The following is a 15,971-nucleotide window of genomic DNA, read 5'->3' on the forward strand; positions in this document are numbered from 1 at the left end:
GGTGCCAGTGCCCCCAGGATCTTGTTGCTGCCCAAGCCGTCCGGGCCCTCGACGACGACCTGGTCACGAAAAACCCTGCACGACTGCTGAAATTGCCGAAGGACAAGCGCGACACCAACACCAAGGTGCACCTCGACCGCAACGAACTACAGGCAGTGTGCCGTCAGGCGTACAACTCCTCGCCCGTCGACTACGCGTTGGTTGTCATCATGGGCTACACCGGATTACGAGTGTCCGAGGTGTGCAGCCTCGACATTCCTGATGTACTCGGCTACTCCCGTGGCCACCGCGTCATGACCTTCACTCAGAAAGGTGGCGCACAGGCCATTGTCCCGCAGCCCGCCGTGGTAATGCGCGCGATCGACGCTGTGATCGATGGACGCACTGACGGACCGCTACTGCTGCGTCGCGATGGCTCGCGCATGGTCCGGCAGTCGGCGGCCAAGGTGTGCACCCGGGTGGCCAAGCATGCTGGTATCACGATGCGGGTGACGCCACATACGTTCCGGCACAGCATGATCGTCAACGCGATCGATGCGGGCGTGCCGCTACGTGAGGTGCAGATCGCGGCGCGGCACGCCGACATCTCGACAACCATCGGGATCTACGACCGTGGTCGGCGCAACCTCGATACGCACGCAGCCCACACGCTCGCTGCGTACCTCGGCGCGGTGGCGTGACGTAAGTGGGCGCGCGCAACGCCAATCAATCTGCGCGCGTCCACTTCCCGCAGTCATTCGAGGTGAAACCGGCGTCCGCTTCGCCTATGACGACAGTGATCGGGGGAGCGATGGAAATGAAATTGTTATCGATGATGTTGCCCTGTGCGTCGGACCGTTCCCAGTAGCAGTCGGAGACGGCAGCCTCCGTGGTCCAGGTACCGGGCTGGATGGTGCGTGAGCCCTCGATCGGTGCCTGCGCCACCAGGGCCTTGCCACCCAGGAAATAGGTCTGCCTGACCTCGCCGAAACGGGCCGCGTCGATTGCGGGTTGCATGTCGGGGCAGAGTAACGGGACCATGACCGTAATGCGCAGACCGTTGATGTCTTGCTTGCGCACACCTTCCCGGTCGGCCAGGCTCCAGGTGTCGAGGCTGCCGTCACGAAGTTGCCCGCAGATCGAGACATCGGTGTCGTAGGTACCCGACGAACCGGCCCGTATCGGGATGCGCCGGTCTTTCATCAGCTTGACGTATCGGTCGTACTCGGTCAGAGCTGCAGGCGACGTCGTCGGCGGTGCAGTGGTCGGTGTTACCGAGTTGGACGTCGGGGCTGCGACGTCCAACTCGACCTGTGGATCATCCGCGCAGGATGTCAGGAGGGCCGCGCTCGCCACCGCGAGCACCACTGTCGTCATCGTCCGAGTCATGCACGATGTGTACCAGACTCAGCGGTCGGTGGTGGAGGTTATCCAGCGGCGCGAGCCTCGCGAAACGAAGCCCCGAGGTCGGGCACCTCGCTCCGATCTCCGCGTGCAGTGGTGAGAAGCGGTGCGATCTCGGCGACGGTCACACTCGGTGCGTTCAGTACCGAGGCCTGAGCCTCGCCTGCCTCGGTAGCGGGTTTCGGACGATGGGCCAGCAGATACGTCAGGTGAGTGACGGCCAGCAGTGACAGCGGCGGCACGGCGGCGACAAGTATGCGGACCGCGACGGGCAACTCCCCGGTGTACGTCGCGTGCAGTGAGTTGCCGGCCAGCGACAGGCTCGCGCCGATGCCGAGCAGCGTCCAGGCGTACCACCGGTGTTCGTCGAGGGCAACGACGGCGACGGTCGCGACGAGGACCAGGCCGTCGACGATGAGCGGCCAGACCCAAGCCTGCTCCGTGGGTACGCCAGATCTCTCGGCGAGGTCGCGTAGTGCGGTGAAGCTGAGCCAGAACGCGCCCAGTGCGATCAATACGGTCCCTGCGATCGAGGCCGCAGTAGGGAAGCGGGACATGGTTTCTCCTGTGTCAGGCCGCGTTGGCGAGTGCGTTGACTGCCGCGCGAAGGTCTTCGTTGCTGGTGGCGAGGTAGCGCTGGGTGGTAGCGACGTTGGAGTGGCCGAGGAGGCGGCAGACGATCATGATGTCGCGCCCGCACGCTCGGTACATCCGTGTGGCGAATCGGTGGCGCAGTTTGTGCATGGTCCATCCAGTGGGCAGGAGGTCGCCAACGAGCTTGCCGACGTAGTGCGCCGAAATGTGCCCGTCGACGGCACCGGGAAACAGGTAGCCACGACGGCCGAGTCCGTAGGTGTGTCCGCCCGGTCCTCGGAGGATGTCCTTCGCGAGCTTGTCGGTGATCGGCACTGTCCGTTGCTTGCCGCCTTTGCCGTGCACCACGAGCTCGTACCCGTCGAACGATTCGAGTACGTCACTGGTGTGGCACTTGGCGACTTCGTCTCGGCGCATGCCGACCTCGTCGGCCAGACGTGCGGCCATCAGCTCGCGGGGGTCTGCGTTGACGATCAGCTGTGCCCACATGTTGTCGGGGACCGGTCGTGGTCGCGGCCGGGATTCGGAGACCTTCGGTAGATCGATCGCCGGGTTGGTGGTGGCGATGCCGACCCTGATGGCCCAGTCGAAAAATTTGATCAGCGACGACTTGAGGCCGCGACGGTGGTCCTTCGACCAATCCTGGTGGGCGGTCACGTGCACGATGTCGTCGGCGGTGACGGTCGCCGGAGAATCGGATCCCAGTTTGCGGGCAACGCCGCGGACATGGCTGCGGCGTGTGCGAATGGTGGTGGCCGGCGCTCCACCGGAGATCAGCCATTCGACCCATTTGATGACAGCGTCCTCCCACGCAGGGGGCAAGGAATACATTTGCTTGTGCATGGATGCACTGTGATGCAGATAACGGGCCGCATGGTTGGGTTTCGGAACACCCGTCCCAGAATTCTCACCCGGATTTATCGTGAGACGCAACTGTGTCTTGGACATGGCCACCTCACGCTGCCTGGGGAAACACCACGGTCAGGACGCTGCCAGACTGGTAATCGAAGGGTTCCTGGTTCGAGTCCAGGTGGGGGAGCGCAATCCCCGTCCGGTGCTCCGGGCGGGGATTTTTGTCGTTCCAGTCGGCGGCACCGTGAGTCTCGATCGGTTATCAGATCGTGACTCTCCTTGCTGTATATCGATTGAATGAATACGTCCAACGGATGCCTGTTTTGTCGGTGGTCCGCGACATACTGAACAAGCGGTCCGGGAGGCTCAACAGTGCTATAAAAAACCGGATCGGTCGGTTTTAAGGGGCTTCATGAGTTTGAGTTACGCAGCAACCGTTCCACGTCACCTCGTGCATCGGCGGTCGCCCGCCGACGTGCTGTTGACCGATTACGAAACGGTGGACGGAACCCATCGGGCGGCTGTTCAGCTCCCGGCTTCCCATCGGATGTTCGCTCCGGTTCGTCGAACCCACGACTCACTGCTGGTGGCCGAGGCTCTGCGCCAAGCGATCAGCCTCTTCTGCCACGTCAATCACGGCGTTCCGCTCGATCACGTCGTGTTCATCGAGCACTCTCGATTCGAGATTCTCGATCCTCTCTCGGTCGACGAGATCGACGATTCGCTCGTCGCCGAATCCATCACGACAGACGTGACGTTCGACGACGCGTCGTTGGACAACATGAAATTGTCGGCCAAGCTGTTGAACGGCGACCGCCTCGTCGCGTTCGGAACAGCGTCGGTACGGTCGCTCGGTCCCGACGTCTACTCGCAGTTTCGCACCCCGTCGATGGCAGACCCTCACTTCCGGCATCTGCCGGCCGGGACCGAAGTGGTGGAGGCCTCGGCCGTAGGACGGCTCGATCCCTCCGATGTCGTGTTGGCACGGCACACCTCGGACGGGACGATCGTCGTTGCACCCGATCCTCGTAACCTGGCGATGTTCGATCATTCCGTCGAATATCTTCCCGGCGTCACCATGCTCGAGGCCGCTCGTCAGGCCTTGCGTCTGGCGACCGGAACGCCGACGCTGGACTTCACCTCGTGCGAGGTGCGCTTCATGGGCTTCGCCGAGTGGGCGAACCCGTGCTCGGCGATCGTCGATACCGACTCCACGGACGGCGTGCACCGCATCCAGTTCGAGCACGACGGTGCGGTGTTGTCTGCGGTGTCCGTCTCGGCGACGTCCGAACCGTGGCTGGCTACTGCCGAGCGCTCCAGTCGATAACGGAGTCCTCCGCGAGCGCGACGAGTCGCGGTAGGCGTCGACGCGGGACGACGGCGGGGAGCACTATCTGCCACATCTCGGTCAGTCGTTGCTGCAGATCGGCACGCCCGGTCATCATTTCCGAGACCGTGTGCACTCCGGTGAACGACGCCACGATGTACCGACCCACCGCGCTCGGGTCGACGCCGTCGACGATGTCGCCCTCGGTTTGGGCACGCTCGATCAGATCGCCGATCTTGTCGATCCACTCTTCGAACGCCCCCGCGTGGGGACCGTCGGCGATGGCAGATTCGAGTGTCAACCGCATGCCCCCGCGCGAGATCGACTCGGTCTGCAGCTGACGTCCCAGCTCCTTGGTCACGAGAATCAACGCATCGAGCGCCTTGGGGGTGTGGTCGACAATGGCGGCCGTGGCAGTTGCCGCCATCGTCAGTTGCGCGTCGATCACGGCCTGCGCCAACTCTTCCTTGGACGAGAAATGGAAGTACATCGCGCCTTTGCTCACCTTGGCGTGAGCGATGATGGTGCTCAAACTGGCTGTGCCATAACCGAACTTCTCGAAGCTGGCGGCCGCTCCTTCGAGTACGGCCTGCCTGGTGGACGCTGCGCGCTCTTGCATCGGTAGACAATAGCTGTTACGCGTGTTCACGGCACGGCGGGTGAAGTAACCGGCGATTGCGATGGTCTGTGACGGTGTCGAACCATTCGGTGGCACCCTGTTGCCATGGTCGATACGAGTGCAGGAATCCTGTTGTTTCGCGTCGGTGCCGACGGTCCGGAGGTTCTGATCGCACACCCCGGTGGTCCGTTCTGGGCGCGTAAGGACGACGGAGCGTGGTCGATCGTCAAAGGGCTACTGGCCGAAGGTGAAGACCTGTGGACGACGGCCCGCAGAGAGTTTCGGGAGGAAACCGGGATGGATGTGCCCGCCGGAGAGCCTGTGGACCTCGGCACAGTCAAGCAACGCGGAGGAAAAATCGTCACCGCCTTCGGCGTCGAAGCCGACCTCGACGTCTCGAATGCGGTGAGCAACACATTCGAGATCGAGTGGCCGCCGAAATCCGGTGTGAAGACATCGTTCCCCGAGGTGGACCGCATCGAATGGTTCGGGCTCGAGCAGGCGAGAGCGAAGCTGCTGGCGTCGCAGCACCCGTTTCTCGATGCCGTTCAGGCGGTTGTTGCAGCGCGATAGTTTCGGCAGGCGGGCCCGGGGTATTCAGCGGCCGGAAATGACGAGGTTCGCAGATGCAGGGTGGGGAAGTGGATCATGATGCCGACGGATGCGTCCAGCGCACAGACCGTGGTGGAATCGTCTCCGGTGGAAACGTCCGTCGTGGACACCTCACTCCTGGAGACGCAGTGGGCCGGACGCGTGGTCGCGTCCGCATTCGTTCTTCTGGCCGCAGCATTGTCGTGGGTGTTCGCGGCAACTGCCATGATCGGCTAGCGGCCATCGGTCGGTTGGCCGATACTGCTCAGCTACAACTACGAAGGGCAGCACAGTGACCGACCGCAGTGTCTCCGACACTCCACCGGCAATCGAAGTACCCAAACGTTCCTGGCAAGCGCTGTTGGTTCTGTTGCTGGGTATGTTCATGGCCCTGCTCGACACCACCATCGTGAACGTGGCTCTGCCTACCATCAGCACCACGTTGGACGCGTCGGAATCGGTTCTGTCGTGGATCATCTCGGGATACGCGCTGGCATTCGGCCTGGCTCTCATTCCTGCGGGCAAGGTAGGCGACCGCGTCGGTCACAAATGGGTGTTCTTCACCGGCCTCGCGTTGTTCACCGTCGCGAGCTTCGCGTGCGGGCTCGCTCAGGACGATCTGCAGTTGGTCGTCGCGAGGGTCGTACAGGGCCTGGCGGGTGGCATGTTCGTACCCGCGGTCACCGCTTTCATCCAGCTGCTGTTTCCCGGGCCTGTGCGTGGCAAGGCTTTTGCCATCATGGGTGCCGTCATCGGAGTCTCGACTGCGCTGGGACCCATCGTCGGAGGCCTGATCATTCAGGCGTTCGGCGACGAGAACGGGTGGCGGTTGGTCTTCTGGGTCAATCTGCCCATCGGAATCGTAGGCCTGGTGGCTGCCGCCGTACTGCTCCCGAAAAAGGAAGATTCCGCTCCCACGACCCGGCCCGGAATCGACTGGCTCGGACTGGTTCTCATCTCCGCAGGACTGATAGCCCTGCTGGTTCCCTTGATCGAGGGCCAAGAACTGGGCTGGCCACTGTGGACCTACCTGACGATCGCTGCTGGGCTGGTGCTGATTGCCTCGTTCGGATGGTGGGAAGTGATCCACACCGGCCGTGGACGCAGTCCACTGGTGCCACCGCGGTTGTTCACCCGCCCGGCATTCACCGGAGGTGTGATCCTCGCGCTCGTCTACTTCGCAGCCTTCACCAGTATCTTCTTCACCATCTCGCTGCTGTGGCAGACCGGACTCGGCAATACAGCTCTGTCCTCGGGCCTGGTATCGATTCCGTTCGCGATCGGCAGCATCATTGCCTCGTCACAGAGCAACAAGCTGACCGTCCGTCTGGGGCGCACAGTTCTGATACTCGGAGCCTCGCTCGTCTCGATCGGGTTGATTTGGCTGTGGATCATCTTGGCCACCAGCTCGGCCGACACCATCTCGCACTGGACGCTGTTGGTTCCGCTGTTCATCGCAGGGCTGGGTAACGGTGCCTTCATTGCGCCGAACGCGCAGTTCATCGTGGCGACCGTGGATCGTGATGACGCGGGCGCGGCAAGCGGCGTCATTTCTACGATGCAGCGCGTCGGCTCCGCGATCGGCATCGCCGTGATCGGCAGTGTTCTGTTCGGAAGTCTGACCATCACCGGGCCCGACACGGTGGGATCCGGATTTCTGCACGGAGCGGCGATGGCAATGGCGGTCAGTGCGGCGTTCAGTGTGGTGGCGCTGGCGCTGGTCTTCGCGCTTCCCAAGAAGGTTCAGAGCGCGGGCTGAGCACACGTGCTCAGGTGTTCAGACCCTTGCTGTGCCGGTCGATGACAGATGCTGCCAGATCGGCAATCTTGACGTTCAAGTCCTGGGACGACTTCCGCAGCAATGCGAATGCCTCGTCTCCGGACACGTCGTGGAGAGCCATGATCAGACCGATGGCCTTGCCGATCTCCCTGTTGCTTTCGAGCCCGTCACGAAGCGTCGACGCTTCTTGCCCGCTGCTGACTGCGGCAACCGCGACCGATGTGAACGCCGTCAGAATGATCGCCTTGCTCGCACTCTCGAGGTCGAACACACCCGGCTGGTCGGTGAACAGGTTGAGCGCGCCGACCTTCTGATCGTCCACCTTGAGCCGAAATCCCATGGCACCTCGCACCGGCGTGCGGTTCAACACACCGCGCGCCATCGCAGGCCACTGGGTGGGAGTGCGGAAATCGGACTCGAGCTGGGCTGCCTCGCTGGTGATCGCGTCCAGGCAAGGTCCTTCGCCGGTAGCGCGCTCGATATCGTCGATCACGCGCGCGATGTCGTCCGAGGCGGCCACTGTGACGGGCTTGCCGTGGCGCATCAGCATCAGGCTGGCGTGATCGCAATGCGGAACGATCAGCACGGCGGCGTTGCAGATCGCGGTGTAGATTTCCTCGGCGCTGCTGCCTCGATACACGATGTCGGCCAGGGCGGCGAACACAGTGGCCGGATCGGTCGACGGGCCGTCGTGCTGCGAGACGTCGTTCACTTGCAACTCCCGTCCTTGTGATCGTCCTAGTGTGATCGTTCGAGCAACCGACACTCGATGTGCGTCAACCGTACCGCCACGGCATGGGGTGTTCGAACGGGTGGGTACCGGCAGTAGCCTCGGGTCGTGAGCGATGCGCAGGAGTCCACCGGGTTCGAGTACGGCCACGACGGACCGAAATCGATAGTGGTGGGAGTCGACGGGTCCGACTCGTCCTGGCGTGCCGCTGCCTACGCCGCAGGACTGGCCCGCAGACAGCGATCGCTGCTCGTGCTGGTGTACGTGCAACCCATTGCGACGGCATCGTGGGGCCAGGCCGGTATATCACTGGTCGAGACCGGTCAGCAGATTGCCGACGAGTTGCTCGACTACATCAGAACCTCGGCTGCCCAGTTCGGTGATCGAGAGCATGTTCGGTGGGAGTTCCGCACCGCACAGGGTGATCCGTACAACGGGCTGATCGCCGTCGCAGAGCAACTGCGTACCGATGCCGTAGTGGTGGGGGCGTCGGAGAATGCGGGACATCGAATCGCCGGCTCGGTGGCGGTGCGGTTGGTCAAAGCGGGCCGGTGGCCGGTGACCGTGGTGCCCTGAACGAGGCGAAATCGAGCCGATCGGCGGTCTGCCCTGTAAAAATAGGCAGCCACCTCGTCGGGTGCGAGGCGCACGTGGTGCCGTTTTCGGATCCGAGGAGTTCCATGACCGGGCTTTCGCGTAGACAATTCGTGGCTCGCGTCGGGACACTCGCGGCGGTGTGGGGAATCGCGCCTCAGGTGCTCGGTCAGGCTCTGGTCGCTCGTGCCCAACCTGCGGAGACAGTCGGGACCGGGACCCTGACGCAGACAATTTTGCGATCCGCGACCGGTCCCGGGCAGTACCGCGTCCTCGGTGCCGGTCCGGGCGAGCCGTACGTTTCTCGATCGGACATTCTGGGCCGCGCACCACTGTCGTCTCGGGTGCAGTCGAGGCGGTCGTTGCTCTACCTCGGGCACCTATCCGACATGCATGTGATCGACGCCCAATCGCCCGGCCGGATCGAGCCCATGATCGTCTCCGATCACGCTGCGTGGGGTTCGGCCTTCCACCCGCAGGATCCGCTGACCGTGCACGTCACAGCGGCGATGGTGAAGGCTTTCGCCGACGCTCGGATCAGCTCGGTCACCGGCGCACCGATGGGAGCCGCGGTGGTCACCGGAGACAGCGCCGACATGCATTCGCATCTCGAATTGCGCTGGTACATCGATGTTCTCGACGGAGTCCCGGTGAGGCCCACGAGCGGTGCGGCAGACGTCTTCGAGGGTGTTCAGGCGTGGCCGGAGGCACAGTGGGCCTATCGGCCGGGGGATCCTTCGGGAGGGTCGTTCGGCGACTACGGATTCCCCACGCTTCCCGACCTGCTCACCCAGGCGATGTCGGGAACCGTCGAGTCGGTGGGGCTACCCGTACCGTGGTACTCGGTCTACGGGAATCACGACACCCTGTTGCTCGGCACGTTCGATCTGTCCTCGCAACTGCACGCCCTCGCCGTCGGCGGTCGCAAGGCGTACACGCTGGAGGCGACGGCCACGTCGGCACTCGCCGGCTATGCCTCGACGGCAAGTCCGTTGCAGCGAATGATTGACGCGCTCGGCGTCGGATCCGGTGCGCGACCCGGCTTTCGCGCGGTGTCGGCCGATCCGTCGCGTTACCTCTTCGAGCAACGCGAATTCATGGAAGAACACTTCGAGACCACTCCGACGCCGGGTCCGATCGGGCACGGCTTCACGCAACACAATCTCGATTCTGGCGAGACCTGGTGGACGGCAGACCCCACCCCGAACATTCGCACGTTCGGACTCGACACGTGCAATGCCGTAGCCGGACCCGACGGTGCGATTCCGGAGCAGCAATTCGACTGGTTGACAGAGCAATTGGAGCGGGCGCAGGCCGAAAACAAGCTCGTGCTCATTTACACGCACCACAACAGTCTGACGCTGGAGAACCGGGCGCAGCGGCCAGGTCGCTCGGTGAAGCTCTACGGTGCAGACGAATTCGTCGATCTACTGTTGAAATATCCGGTGGTGATCGGCTGGCTCAACGGTCACACCCACCAGAACCAAATACTGGCGCACTCGAGCGGAGGACGCGGATTCTGGGAGATCACCACCGCGTCGTGCATCGACTTCCCGCAACAGCAGCAGGTGGTCGAGATCGTCGACAATCGGGACGGGACCCTGTCGCTGTTCACCACGGTGCTCGATCATGCGTCGCCGATGACGCCCGGAAACAGTGGCAGCTACCTCGATCTCGCGTCGCGCAGCCGTGAACTGGCGGCCAACGATTGGGCCGAGAATCCTCTGATGCGACGAGGTTCGCGACTGGATCGCAACACCGAACTGCTCCTGCCGGCCCCGTTCGATCTGAGCACCATCACCGACGCCGCTCTCGAGCAGCAACATCTGGACGAGCACGCGCGTTTGATCGCCCACGAGACGAGGCGGGCCCGATGAACAGTGTTCACAGGAAGATCTTCCTCGCAGCTGCGGTGGTGGCGTGCGCGGGATGCTCACAGACCGCAGCGCTTGCGCCGGTCGGCGGAGCCGAACTCGGAAACCTGCGCTACGCAGTCAACGACGTCCTGTTCGAGAAGGGAATCGACATCTTGGTCGCGCCGGTGTGCTCGGGTACCGGTGCCGACATCGAATGTGCCGGGGAGACAACCGACAACGAGGCGATTTCCGGTTCGGCTACGTCGGACGACGCGAGCACCGTCGAGATCAAGGTCGGTACGGAGGTTCTCTACTCGGGCTCCGTGCAGGACGTGCTCGATCGCAATTCGACGGTCGGTGCGCCGTGAGGGGGAGTGCGGTTCTGGCTGCCGTGGTGGTCGTGTCGGCGCTGATCCAGGCGCTGACTGTGCTGGGGGATCCGGTTCCGATGTCGTCACTCGGTTTCGCGGGATTGGTTCTGGCTTCTGGTGCCGCGGTGGTACTGGCGCTGTGGATCACCGCGTCGACGGCACTCGATGTTGTGGACGGCAACGCGTCCGGTGCGCTCGGTCGGGCTTGGCGACGGCCGGGCGTCCTGGTGTGGTGCGTGGTGCTGACCGGGGTGGCCGCTGCGCTCGCGATTCTGTTCCCATTGCTGCCGGCTGTCGTGATTCTGGTTGCGTTGCTGATACTTCCGGCCGCGGTCGACGGTCACCGACATCCGTTCCGCGCAGCGTCGGCTACGGTCGGGCAGTCGCCAGGGCGGTGCGCAGTCGCGGTTGCGGTCACCATTGTGGCCTACATCCTCGGCTGGGTCGCGGCGCTGGTGCTGGGTTTCTTCGTCACCGGCCTGGTGGCGGCGTTCCTCACGTGGGTGTGGTTCGGAGCCACTGCTGCTGTGCTGCTGACGTATTGGTCTCGGCTTTACCGACGGGCAGCGCCGGTCTGATCTCCGTCGACGGCACTCAGCCGCGGGCTCGGCGACCGGCCGCGGCTTCGGCGACAACCTGAGCTATCCGAGTTGCGCGAGTGTCGTCTCGCACGGCGCTGACAATCCACCACAGCATCTGCTTGCGGGCGCTCGGCGGAAAGCCGTCCCAGTTGGTTCGAGCGTTCGGGTCATTGTCCAGCGCCGTCGTCAACTCGGGTGGTTCCAGGAGGTCCTCGACCTGATCGGCAATCGTCCACCAGCCGTTGGATTTCGCGGCCGCGATGGCACGGCGGCCTGCTTCGGTCATCAGCCCGCTGACTTCCATATCGGCTGCGCGTTTCCGGTTCAGACGGGTCCACGGGCTCTTGGTCCTGCGCGGCGTGAACAGCTGCAGGCTGCGCTCCTCGTCGAGATTGCTGCCGGTGGAATCGATCCATCCGAAGCAGATGGCTTCCTCGACGGCGTCGGGGTACGGGCAGCGTGGTCGGTCGGTGGTGTTGCGCCACGAACACAGCCACACGCCTCGGATGGATGCGTGATTGCGCTTCAGCCAGGAACGCCACTGCGTGCGAGTTTCGGCATGCACGATCGGGTAGTCGAATTTCCATGTAGCGGGGTGGTCGGATGCCGGCGACGAAGATTTTTCAGCAGTCACGTGCACGCTCCATCTACTCGTCGTGGCGTTGCACACCGGGCTTTGGATGCGTTCAGTGTGCCCACAATCGAGGACATCCTAAGTCCGCAATGAGGCCGAGGTATTCATCGATCGGCAGGAATTCTGGCTCGGCTGTCGACACCGTGGTGGGGCGGGCGGGGCTCGAACCCGCGACCAATGGATTATGAGTCCACGGCTCTAACCGACTGAGCTACCGCCCCATGCTCGTGCCAGGTACGAGCCTGCAGAATCGTACAGAATCCGGCACCCTCGGTGGTGCATCGGGTGCGCTACTTGGCCCGGACCTGCACCGGGACCCCGTTGAGGATCGCATTGGCCGAGACGGCGTCGACGCGGCCCGGGTCGGTGATGTCGTTGACGCTCGGCCCCTGCACCGTCGTGGCAACGGACAGTTGCACGCCGGGACGCTGATGACCGAAGCCGTGCGGCATGCTCACCACGCCCGGCATCATCTTCTCGGACGCCGCCACCTCGATATCGACGGTTCCGGCAGCGGAGGTGACCGACACCATCGACCCGTCCTCGATACCGCGATGTGCGAGATCGTCCGGATGTGCCAGAAGCTGATGTCGCGCTTTGCCTTTGGTGAGCCGGGCGGTGTTGTGCATCCACGAGTTGTTGCTGCGTAGGTGCCGCCGACCGATCATCAACAACTCGTCACCATTCGCAACTGCACTGGAATGCATCAGATCCACCAACGCGGGAAGTTCGGTGACCACCACATCCTGAATCAACTGGACACGCTTGTCTCGCGTCTTCAGCTTCTGCGGGAAGCCGGGACGCAGTGGTCCGAGATCGATCCCGTGTGGATTGGCCCGAAGCTTACGCAGCGACAAACCTTTTCGACGGCTACGCAGCAGGATATCCAGAGTGCGAGCGGGGGACAGGCGCAGGCGAGCCTCGCCGATGATGCTCTTCGGGCTCACTCGTGCCTTCAGCCGATCGACAGTCGAACCCGCCATGCGGTTCTTGTAGCGGATCGACAAATCTCGGAAGATCTCCCAATCATGCTTGGCATCGGCCTGCTTCGGCAGAACCGCGGGCGAGTATTTCGCGGTGTTGTGTACCGCGAAGGAATTGAAGATCAGGTCGTAGTGATCGCGTTCGAGCGACATCGTCGGCGGCAGAATCACGTGTGCGTGACGCGAAGTCTCGTTGATGTAGAAGTCGAACGACACCATGAAATCCAGGCCCGCGAATGCGTCGTTCAGGGTGGTGCCGCCGGGCATCGACAACACCGGGTTGCCGGACAGCACCGCCATCGCGCGGATCTGGTCCTTGCCCTCGGTGGTGATCTCGTCGACAAGCGTCGAGCAGGGGTATTCGCCTGCGAACTCGGGCAGGTCGCGAACTCGACTGCGCCACTTGTCGAAATGGCCGCGGCCGACGATGCCCTGCTCGATCAAGTCGATCGCAGGATCGGTCACCATGGCCCCGCCGGGACGATCGAGATTGCCGGTGATGATGTTGAGCACCTGGATGGCCCATTGACACACGGTGCCGAACTGCTGGGTCGATACCCCCATCCGGCCGTACGCCGCGGCAGATTTGGCCGCAGCGAAATCACGAGCGAGGGTGGAGATCTCGTCCGCCGATATGCCGACGACGGGAGCCACCGCTTCTGGAGTGAACTCGGCCACCAGATCGGCCAGTCGGTCGGCCCCGTCGATGTAGTCGGCCACCGTCGTCGTGCCGTCGGCAACGATGGTGTGGATCATCGCGAGCAACAACAACGCGTCGGTGCCTGGACGAACGAAGAAGTGTGTGTCGGCTATATCGGCGGTTTCGGTCTTGCGCGGATCGACCACCACCATGCGTCCGCCCCGCTTGCGCAGCGCGCGAGCTCTTTTGGCGAAATCGGGCACCGTCATCATGCTGCCGTTCGACGCCATCGGGTTGCCGCCCAGGACGAGAAAGAAGTCGGTTCGATCGATGTCCGGAATCGGCAGCAGCAGCTGATGGCCGTACAGCAGATGGTCCACGAGTTGATGCGGCAGCTGATCCAGCGAGGTGGCGGAGTAACGATTTCGCGTCCGCAGCAGCGAGGTGAACGGAATTCCGTGCGTCATCGCGCCCATCGAGTGCACGTTGGGGTTGCCCTGGTAGATGCCGACCGAGTTGCGGCCGTACTTCTTGCGTGTCGAGACGAGACCGTCGACGACGAGGTCATATGCCTCGTTCCACCCAATCTTCTCCCATTTGTCGCCCACGCGCTTGACCGGTGTGGTGAGCCGATCGGTGTCGGCGTGCAGATCGATCAGCGACAGCGCCTTGGGGCAGATGTGACCACGCGAGAGAGGGTCTTTCTCGTCACCGCGGATGGACGTCACCGCATCGTTCTCCACCGTGAACTCGAGACCACAGATGGCCTCGCACAGATTGCACGATCCATACACAACCGACATCGCATTCCTCCCACTCATGTGCTGCGAGCGTAGCCCGGCGGGGGACCGAGGCACTGGCATCGGCAGACAATTAGGCTCGTGAATCGTGACCACCCTCGATCTCACGGCCTCGTGGCCCGTCGACCATGTCAGTGCAGCAGTCGTCACCGACTCCGGAGTTCGCGAAGAGGTCGGCGACACCGAGCGCGTCTACGAGCTGGCCTCGGTCACCAAATTGCTCAGTGCGTACGCAGTGCTCGTCGCCGTCGAGGAAGGTGCGGTGGAGCTCGATCAACCCGCAGGGCCCGAGGGTTCGACGGTGCGTCATCTGCTGGCACACGCGTCGGGCTTGGCGTTCGGCGACCGGACTGTGCAGGCACCGGCAGGCGCCAAGCGAATCTACTCGAGCGCAGGATTCGAGGTGCTGGCCGAACTGATCGAGACCGAGGCGGGTATCGCCTTCCCCGATTACCTCGACGAGGCGGTGTGCGTGCCCCTGCAGATGACGGACACGTCGCTGCCGGGATCGGCCGGTCACGGCGGCCGCTCCACGCTCGCCGATCTGACGAGGTTCGCCAGCGAGCTGCTGGAGCCGACGCTCCTGGCGTCGCAGACACTCGCGTCGGCGACAGAGGTGCAGTTTCCCGGCCTCAACGGGATCGTGCCCGGGTACGGGTCGCACAAGCCTTGCGACTGGGGGCTCGGGTTCGAGCTGCGTGACGACAAGACTCCGCACTGGACCGGGAGCAACAACTCGTCGTCCACGTTCGGTCACTTCGGGCAAGCCGGAACGTTCCTGTGGGTGGATCCGGCGGTGCGGACTGCCTGCGTGGTGTTGACCGATCGAGCGTTCGGAGACTGGGCCAAGCCGCTGTGGCCGGAGCTGTCCGACGCAGTCCTGGCGGGGTGAAACTCGTCTGTTCACAGATTGCACTGGCGCAACAGGGGCAACTCGGGGCACACTAGTACACATACGCATTGATTCACTGCAGCCAGCCGAAGCATGTCGAGGTCGTTGGGGAAGACGTCCCTCGTCGAAGCTGGAGGTAGTGCAATGCGTGGATCGAATCAATTCGCAGAAGCGACGTCGGGTGTTGTGTACATCCACTCGTCGCCCGCTGCTCTGTGCCCGCACGTCGAATGGGCGTTGACCGACGCCCTGGATTCCCGTGCGAATTTGAAATGGTCTGCGCAGCCTGCCTCCGATGGTCAGCTCCGCGCCACCACCGACTGGGTGGGCCCGGTCGGTACCGGAGGCAGGCTCGCCGGCATCCTGCGCTCGTGGCAGATGCTGCGGTTCGAGGTGACCGAGGACGCCAGTGACGGCGTCGACGGCGAACGGTTCTCACACGTACCCGGATTGGGCCTGTGGCGCGGAACGACGAGCGCGAACGGTGACGTGGTGCTCGGTGAGATGCGACTGCGCGCCTTGATGGAAAACAACCAGGGAAATTTCACCGCAGCCGTGGAACATGCTCTCGGCTCGGACTGGGACGCTGCCCTCGAACCGTTCCGCACCGGTGGTGCGGGAGCGGAAGTGACGTGGTTGAGCCGCGACGTCGGCTGACCGTAGGGGTTGCTGGGGCCTGAGTGTCGCGGTAGTTTCGCGGGCGTGCCTGGGGTAGGCATGTGGGAACGACCGTGGAGTGGTGAG

The 15,971-nt window shown here is 63.5% G+C and carries 18 protein-coding genes and 1 tRNA gene; 11 read left to right on the top strand and 8 right to left on the bottom strand.

Going from position 1 to position 15,971, the window contains the following annotated elements; genetic code table 11:
• Nucleotides 1-680 (top strand): tyrosine-type recombinase/integrase (locus tag ASG84_RS05480; RefSeq protein ID WP_057476019.1); only part of this gene is annotated, 680 nt, incomplete at its 5' end.
• A 25-nt stretch (nt 681-705) separates the two neighbouring features.
• Here the strand turns inward: ASG84_RS05480 and ASG84_RS05485 are convergent.
• Genes ASG84_RS05485 through ASG84_RS05495 form a run of 3 tightly spaced genes read right to left on the bottom strand, consistent with a single transcriptional unit; the run spans nt 706 to nt 2,820 of the window.
• Nucleotides 706-1,368: a hypothetical protein gene (locus ASG84_RS05485; protein WP_057476020.1), complete on the bottom strand. Its 663-nt coding sequence runs from the start codon at nt 1,366-1,368 to the stop codon at nt 706-708.
• A 38-nt stretch (nt 1,369-1,406) separates the two neighbouring features.
• A complete protein-coding gene (locus ASG84_RS05490; RefSeq protein ID WP_082520815.1) occupies nt 1,407-1,940 on the bottom strand; it encodes a DUF2637 domain-containing protein in 534 nt (177 codons plus the stop codon).
• A 13-nt stretch (nt 1,941-1,953) separates the two neighbouring features.
• A complete protein-coding gene (locus ASG84_RS05495; protein WP_057476022.1) occupies nt 1,954-2,820 on the bottom strand; it encodes a tyrosine-type recombinase/integrase in 867 nt (288 codons plus the stop codon).
• A gap of 421 nt (nt 2,821-3,241) precedes the next feature.
• On the opposite strand from ASG84_RS05495, the gene ASG84_RS05500 reads away from it, so the two are divergent.
• The gene (locus tag ASG84_RS05500; protein ID WP_057476023.1) at nt 3,242-4,156 is read left to right on the top strand and encodes an AfsA-related hotdog domain-containing protein; all 915 of its coding nucleotides are present in this window, start codon (nt 3,242-3,244) and stop codon (nt 4,154-4,156) included.
• Here the strand turns inward: ASG84_RS05500 and ASG84_RS05505 are convergent.
• On the bottom strand, nt 4,131-4,775 hold the full coding sequence (locus ASG84_RS05505; RefSeq protein WP_057476217.1) for a ScbR family autoregulator-binding transcription factor: 645 nt from the start codon (nt 4,773-4,775) through the stop codon (nt 4,131-4,133). The genes ASG84_RS05500 and ASG84_RS05505 overlap by 26 nt on opposite strands.
• Before the next feature lie 105 nt (nt 4,776-4,880).
• On the opposite strand from ASG84_RS05505, the gene ASG84_RS05510 reads away from it, so the two are divergent.
• From ASG84_RS05510 to ASG84_RS05520, 3 genes are all read left to right on the top strand, one after another.
• Nucleotides 4,881-5,348, top strand: coding sequence for an NUDIX domain-containing protein (locus tag ASG84_RS05510; RefSeq protein WP_057476024.1), 468 nt, complete (start codon nt 4,881-4,883; stop codon nt 5,346-5,348).
• 75 nt (nt 5,349-5,423) lie between these two features.
• The gene (locus ASG84_RS05515; RefSeq protein WP_156399397.1) at nt 5,424-5,603 is read left to right on the top strand and encodes a hypothetical protein; all 180 of its coding nucleotides are present in this window, start codon (nt 5,424-5,426) and stop codon (nt 5,601-5,603) included.
• A gap of 55 nt (nt 5,604-5,658) precedes the next feature.
• Nucleotides 5,659-7,125 carry an MFS transporter gene (locus ASG84_RS05520; protein ID WP_057476026.1) on the top strand — a complete coding sequence of 489 codons (1,467 nt, stop codon included), beginning with the start codon at nt 5,659-5,661 and terminating at the stop codon, nt 7,123-7,125.
• A gap of 10 nt (nt 7,126-7,135) precedes the next feature.
• On the opposite strand, the gene ASG84_RS05525 is transcribed toward ASG84_RS05520, so the two are convergent.
• Nucleotides 7,136-7,858 carry a GAF and ANTAR domain-containing protein gene (locus ASG84_RS05525; RefSeq protein WP_057476027.1) on the bottom strand — a complete coding sequence of 241 codons (723 nt, stop codon included), beginning with the start codon at nt 7,856-7,858 and terminating at the stop codon, nt 7,136-7,138.
• A 126-nt stretch (nt 7,859-7,984) separates the two neighbouring features.
• Here ASG84_RS05525 and ASG84_RS05530 point away from each other — a divergent pair, with 126 nt between their 5' ends.
• The 4 genes from ASG84_RS05530 to ASG84_RS05545 all read left to right on the top strand — a co-directional run bounded on the left by ASG84_RS05530 (nt 7,985) and on the right by ASG84_RS05545 (nt 11,275).
• Complete coding sequence (locus ASG84_RS05530) at nt 7,985-8,452, top strand: universal stress protein (protein ID WP_057476028.1); 468 nt, start codon at nt 7,985-7,987, stop codon at nt 8,450-8,452.
• Nucleotides 8,453-8,556: 104 nt separating this feature from the next.
• Nucleotides 8,557-10,347: a TIGR03767 family metallophosphoesterase gene (locus ASG84_RS05535; RefSeq protein ID WP_057476029.1), complete on the top strand. Its 1,791-nt coding sequence runs from the start codon at nt 8,557-8,559 to the stop codon at nt 10,345-10,347.
• Complete coding sequence (locus ASG84_RS05540) at nt 10,344-10,694, top strand: hypothetical protein (protein WP_057476030.1); 351 nt, start codon at nt 10,344-10,346, stop codon at nt 10,692-10,694. The genes ASG84_RS05535 and ASG84_RS05540 overlap by 4 nt, the downstream gene beginning before the upstream one ends.
• Nucleotides 10,691-11,275 carry a hypothetical protein gene (locus ASG84_RS05545; RefSeq protein ID WP_057476031.1) on the top strand — a complete coding sequence of 195 codons (585 nt, stop codon included), beginning with the start codon at nt 10,691-10,693 and terminating at the stop codon, nt 11,273-11,275. Before ASG84_RS05540 ends, ASG84_RS05545 begins: the two co-directional genes overlap by 4 nt.
• Before the next feature lie 16 nt (nt 11,276-11,291).
• Here ASG84_RS05545 and ASG84_RS05550 read toward each other — a convergent pair whose 3' ends face one another.
• From ASG84_RS05550 to ASG84_RS05560, 3 genes are all read right to left on the bottom strand, one after another.
• Nucleotides 11,292-11,912: a YdeI/OmpD-associated family protein gene (locus ASG84_RS05550; RefSeq protein ID WP_057476218.1), complete on the bottom strand. Its 621-nt coding sequence runs from the start codon at nt 11,910-11,912 to the stop codon at nt 11,292-11,294.
• A 144-nt stretch (nt 11,913-12,056) separates the two neighbouring features.
• Nucleotides 12,057-12,133: transfer RNA gene (locus ASG84_RS05555), tRNA-Ile, on the bottom strand.
• A gap of 69 nt (nt 12,134-12,202) precedes the next feature.
• The gene (locus ASG84_RS05560; protein WP_057476032.1) at nt 12,203-14,338 is read right to left on the bottom strand and encodes a molybdopterin-dependent oxidoreductase; all 2,136 of its coding nucleotides are present in this window, start codon (nt 14,336-14,338) and stop codon (nt 12,203-12,205) included.
• A gap of 85 nt (nt 14,339-14,423) precedes the next feature.
• Here ASG84_RS05560 and ASG84_RS05565 point away from each other — a divergent pair, with 85 nt between their 5' ends.
• Together ASG84_RS05565 and ASG84_RS05570 are read left to right on the top strand one after the other, a co-directional pair.
• Entirely contained in the window at nt 14,424-15,227 is an 804-nt protein-coding gene (locus tag ASG84_RS05565; RefSeq protein WP_057476033.1) for a serine hydrolase domain-containing protein, read from the top strand.
• Between the two features lie 144 nt (nt 15,228-15,371).
• Nucleotides 15,372-15,884: a DUF3145 domain-containing protein gene (locus ASG84_RS05570; RefSeq protein ID WP_057476034.1), complete on the top strand. Its 513-nt coding sequence runs from the start codon at nt 15,372-15,374 to the stop codon at nt 15,882-15,884.
• Nucleotides 15,885-15,971: the final 87 nt, after the last annotated feature.

Origin of the sequence: Rhodococcus sp. Leaf278 (genome assembly GCF_001426085.1) — a bacterium.
Taxonomy (GTDB): Bacteria; Actinomycetota; Actinomycetes; order Mycobacteriales; family Mycobacteriaceae; genus Rhodococcoides.

Excerpts from the sequence above, each read along its gene's own strand:
- ASG84_RS05485 (WP_057476020.1), bottom strand. The coding sequence starts at position 1,368 with ATGACTCGGACGATGACGACAGTGGTGCTCGCGGTGGCGAGCGCGGCC.
- ASG84_RS05490 (WP_082520815.1), bottom strand. The coding sequence starts at position 1,940 with ATGTCCCGCTTCCCTACTGCGGCCTCGATCGCAGGGACCGTATTGATC.
- ASG84_RS05495 (WP_057476022.1), bottom strand. The coding sequence starts at position 2,820 with ATGCACAAGCAAATGTATTCCTTGCCCCCTGCGTGGGAGGACGCTGTC.
- ASG84_RS05500 (WP_057476023.1), top strand. The coding sequence starts at position 3,242 with ATGAGTTTGAGTTACGCAGCAACCGTTCCACGTCACCTCGTGCATCGG.
- ASG84_RS05505 (WP_057476217.1), bottom strand. The coding sequence starts at position 4,775 with ATGCAAGAGCGCGCAGCGTCCACCAGGCAGGCCGTACTCGAAGGAGCG.
- ASG84_RS05510 (WP_057476024.1), top strand. The coding sequence starts at position 4,881 with ATGGTCGATACGAGTGCAGGAATCCTGTTGTTTCGCGTCGGTGCCGAC.
- ASG84_RS05515 (WP_156399397.1), top strand. The coding sequence starts at position 5,424 with ATGATGCCGACGGATGCGTCCAGCGCACAGACCGTGGTGGAATCGTCT.
- ASG84_RS05535 (WP_057476029.1), top strand. The coding sequence starts at position 8,557 with ATGACCGGGCTTTCGCGTAGACAATTCGTGGCTCGCGTCGGGACACTC.
- ASG84_RS05540 (WP_057476030.1), top strand. The coding sequence starts at position 10,344 with ATGAACAGTGTTCACAGGAAGATCTTCCTCGCAGCTGCGGTGGTGGCG.
- ASG84_RS05560 (WP_057476032.1), bottom strand. The coding sequence starts at position 14,338 with ATGTCGGTTGTGTATGGATCGTGCAATCTGTGCGAGGCCATCTGTGGT.
- ASG84_RS05570 (WP_057476034.1), top strand. The coding sequence starts at position 15,372 with ATGCGTGGATCGAATCAATTCGCAGAAGCGACGTCGGGTGTTGTGTAC.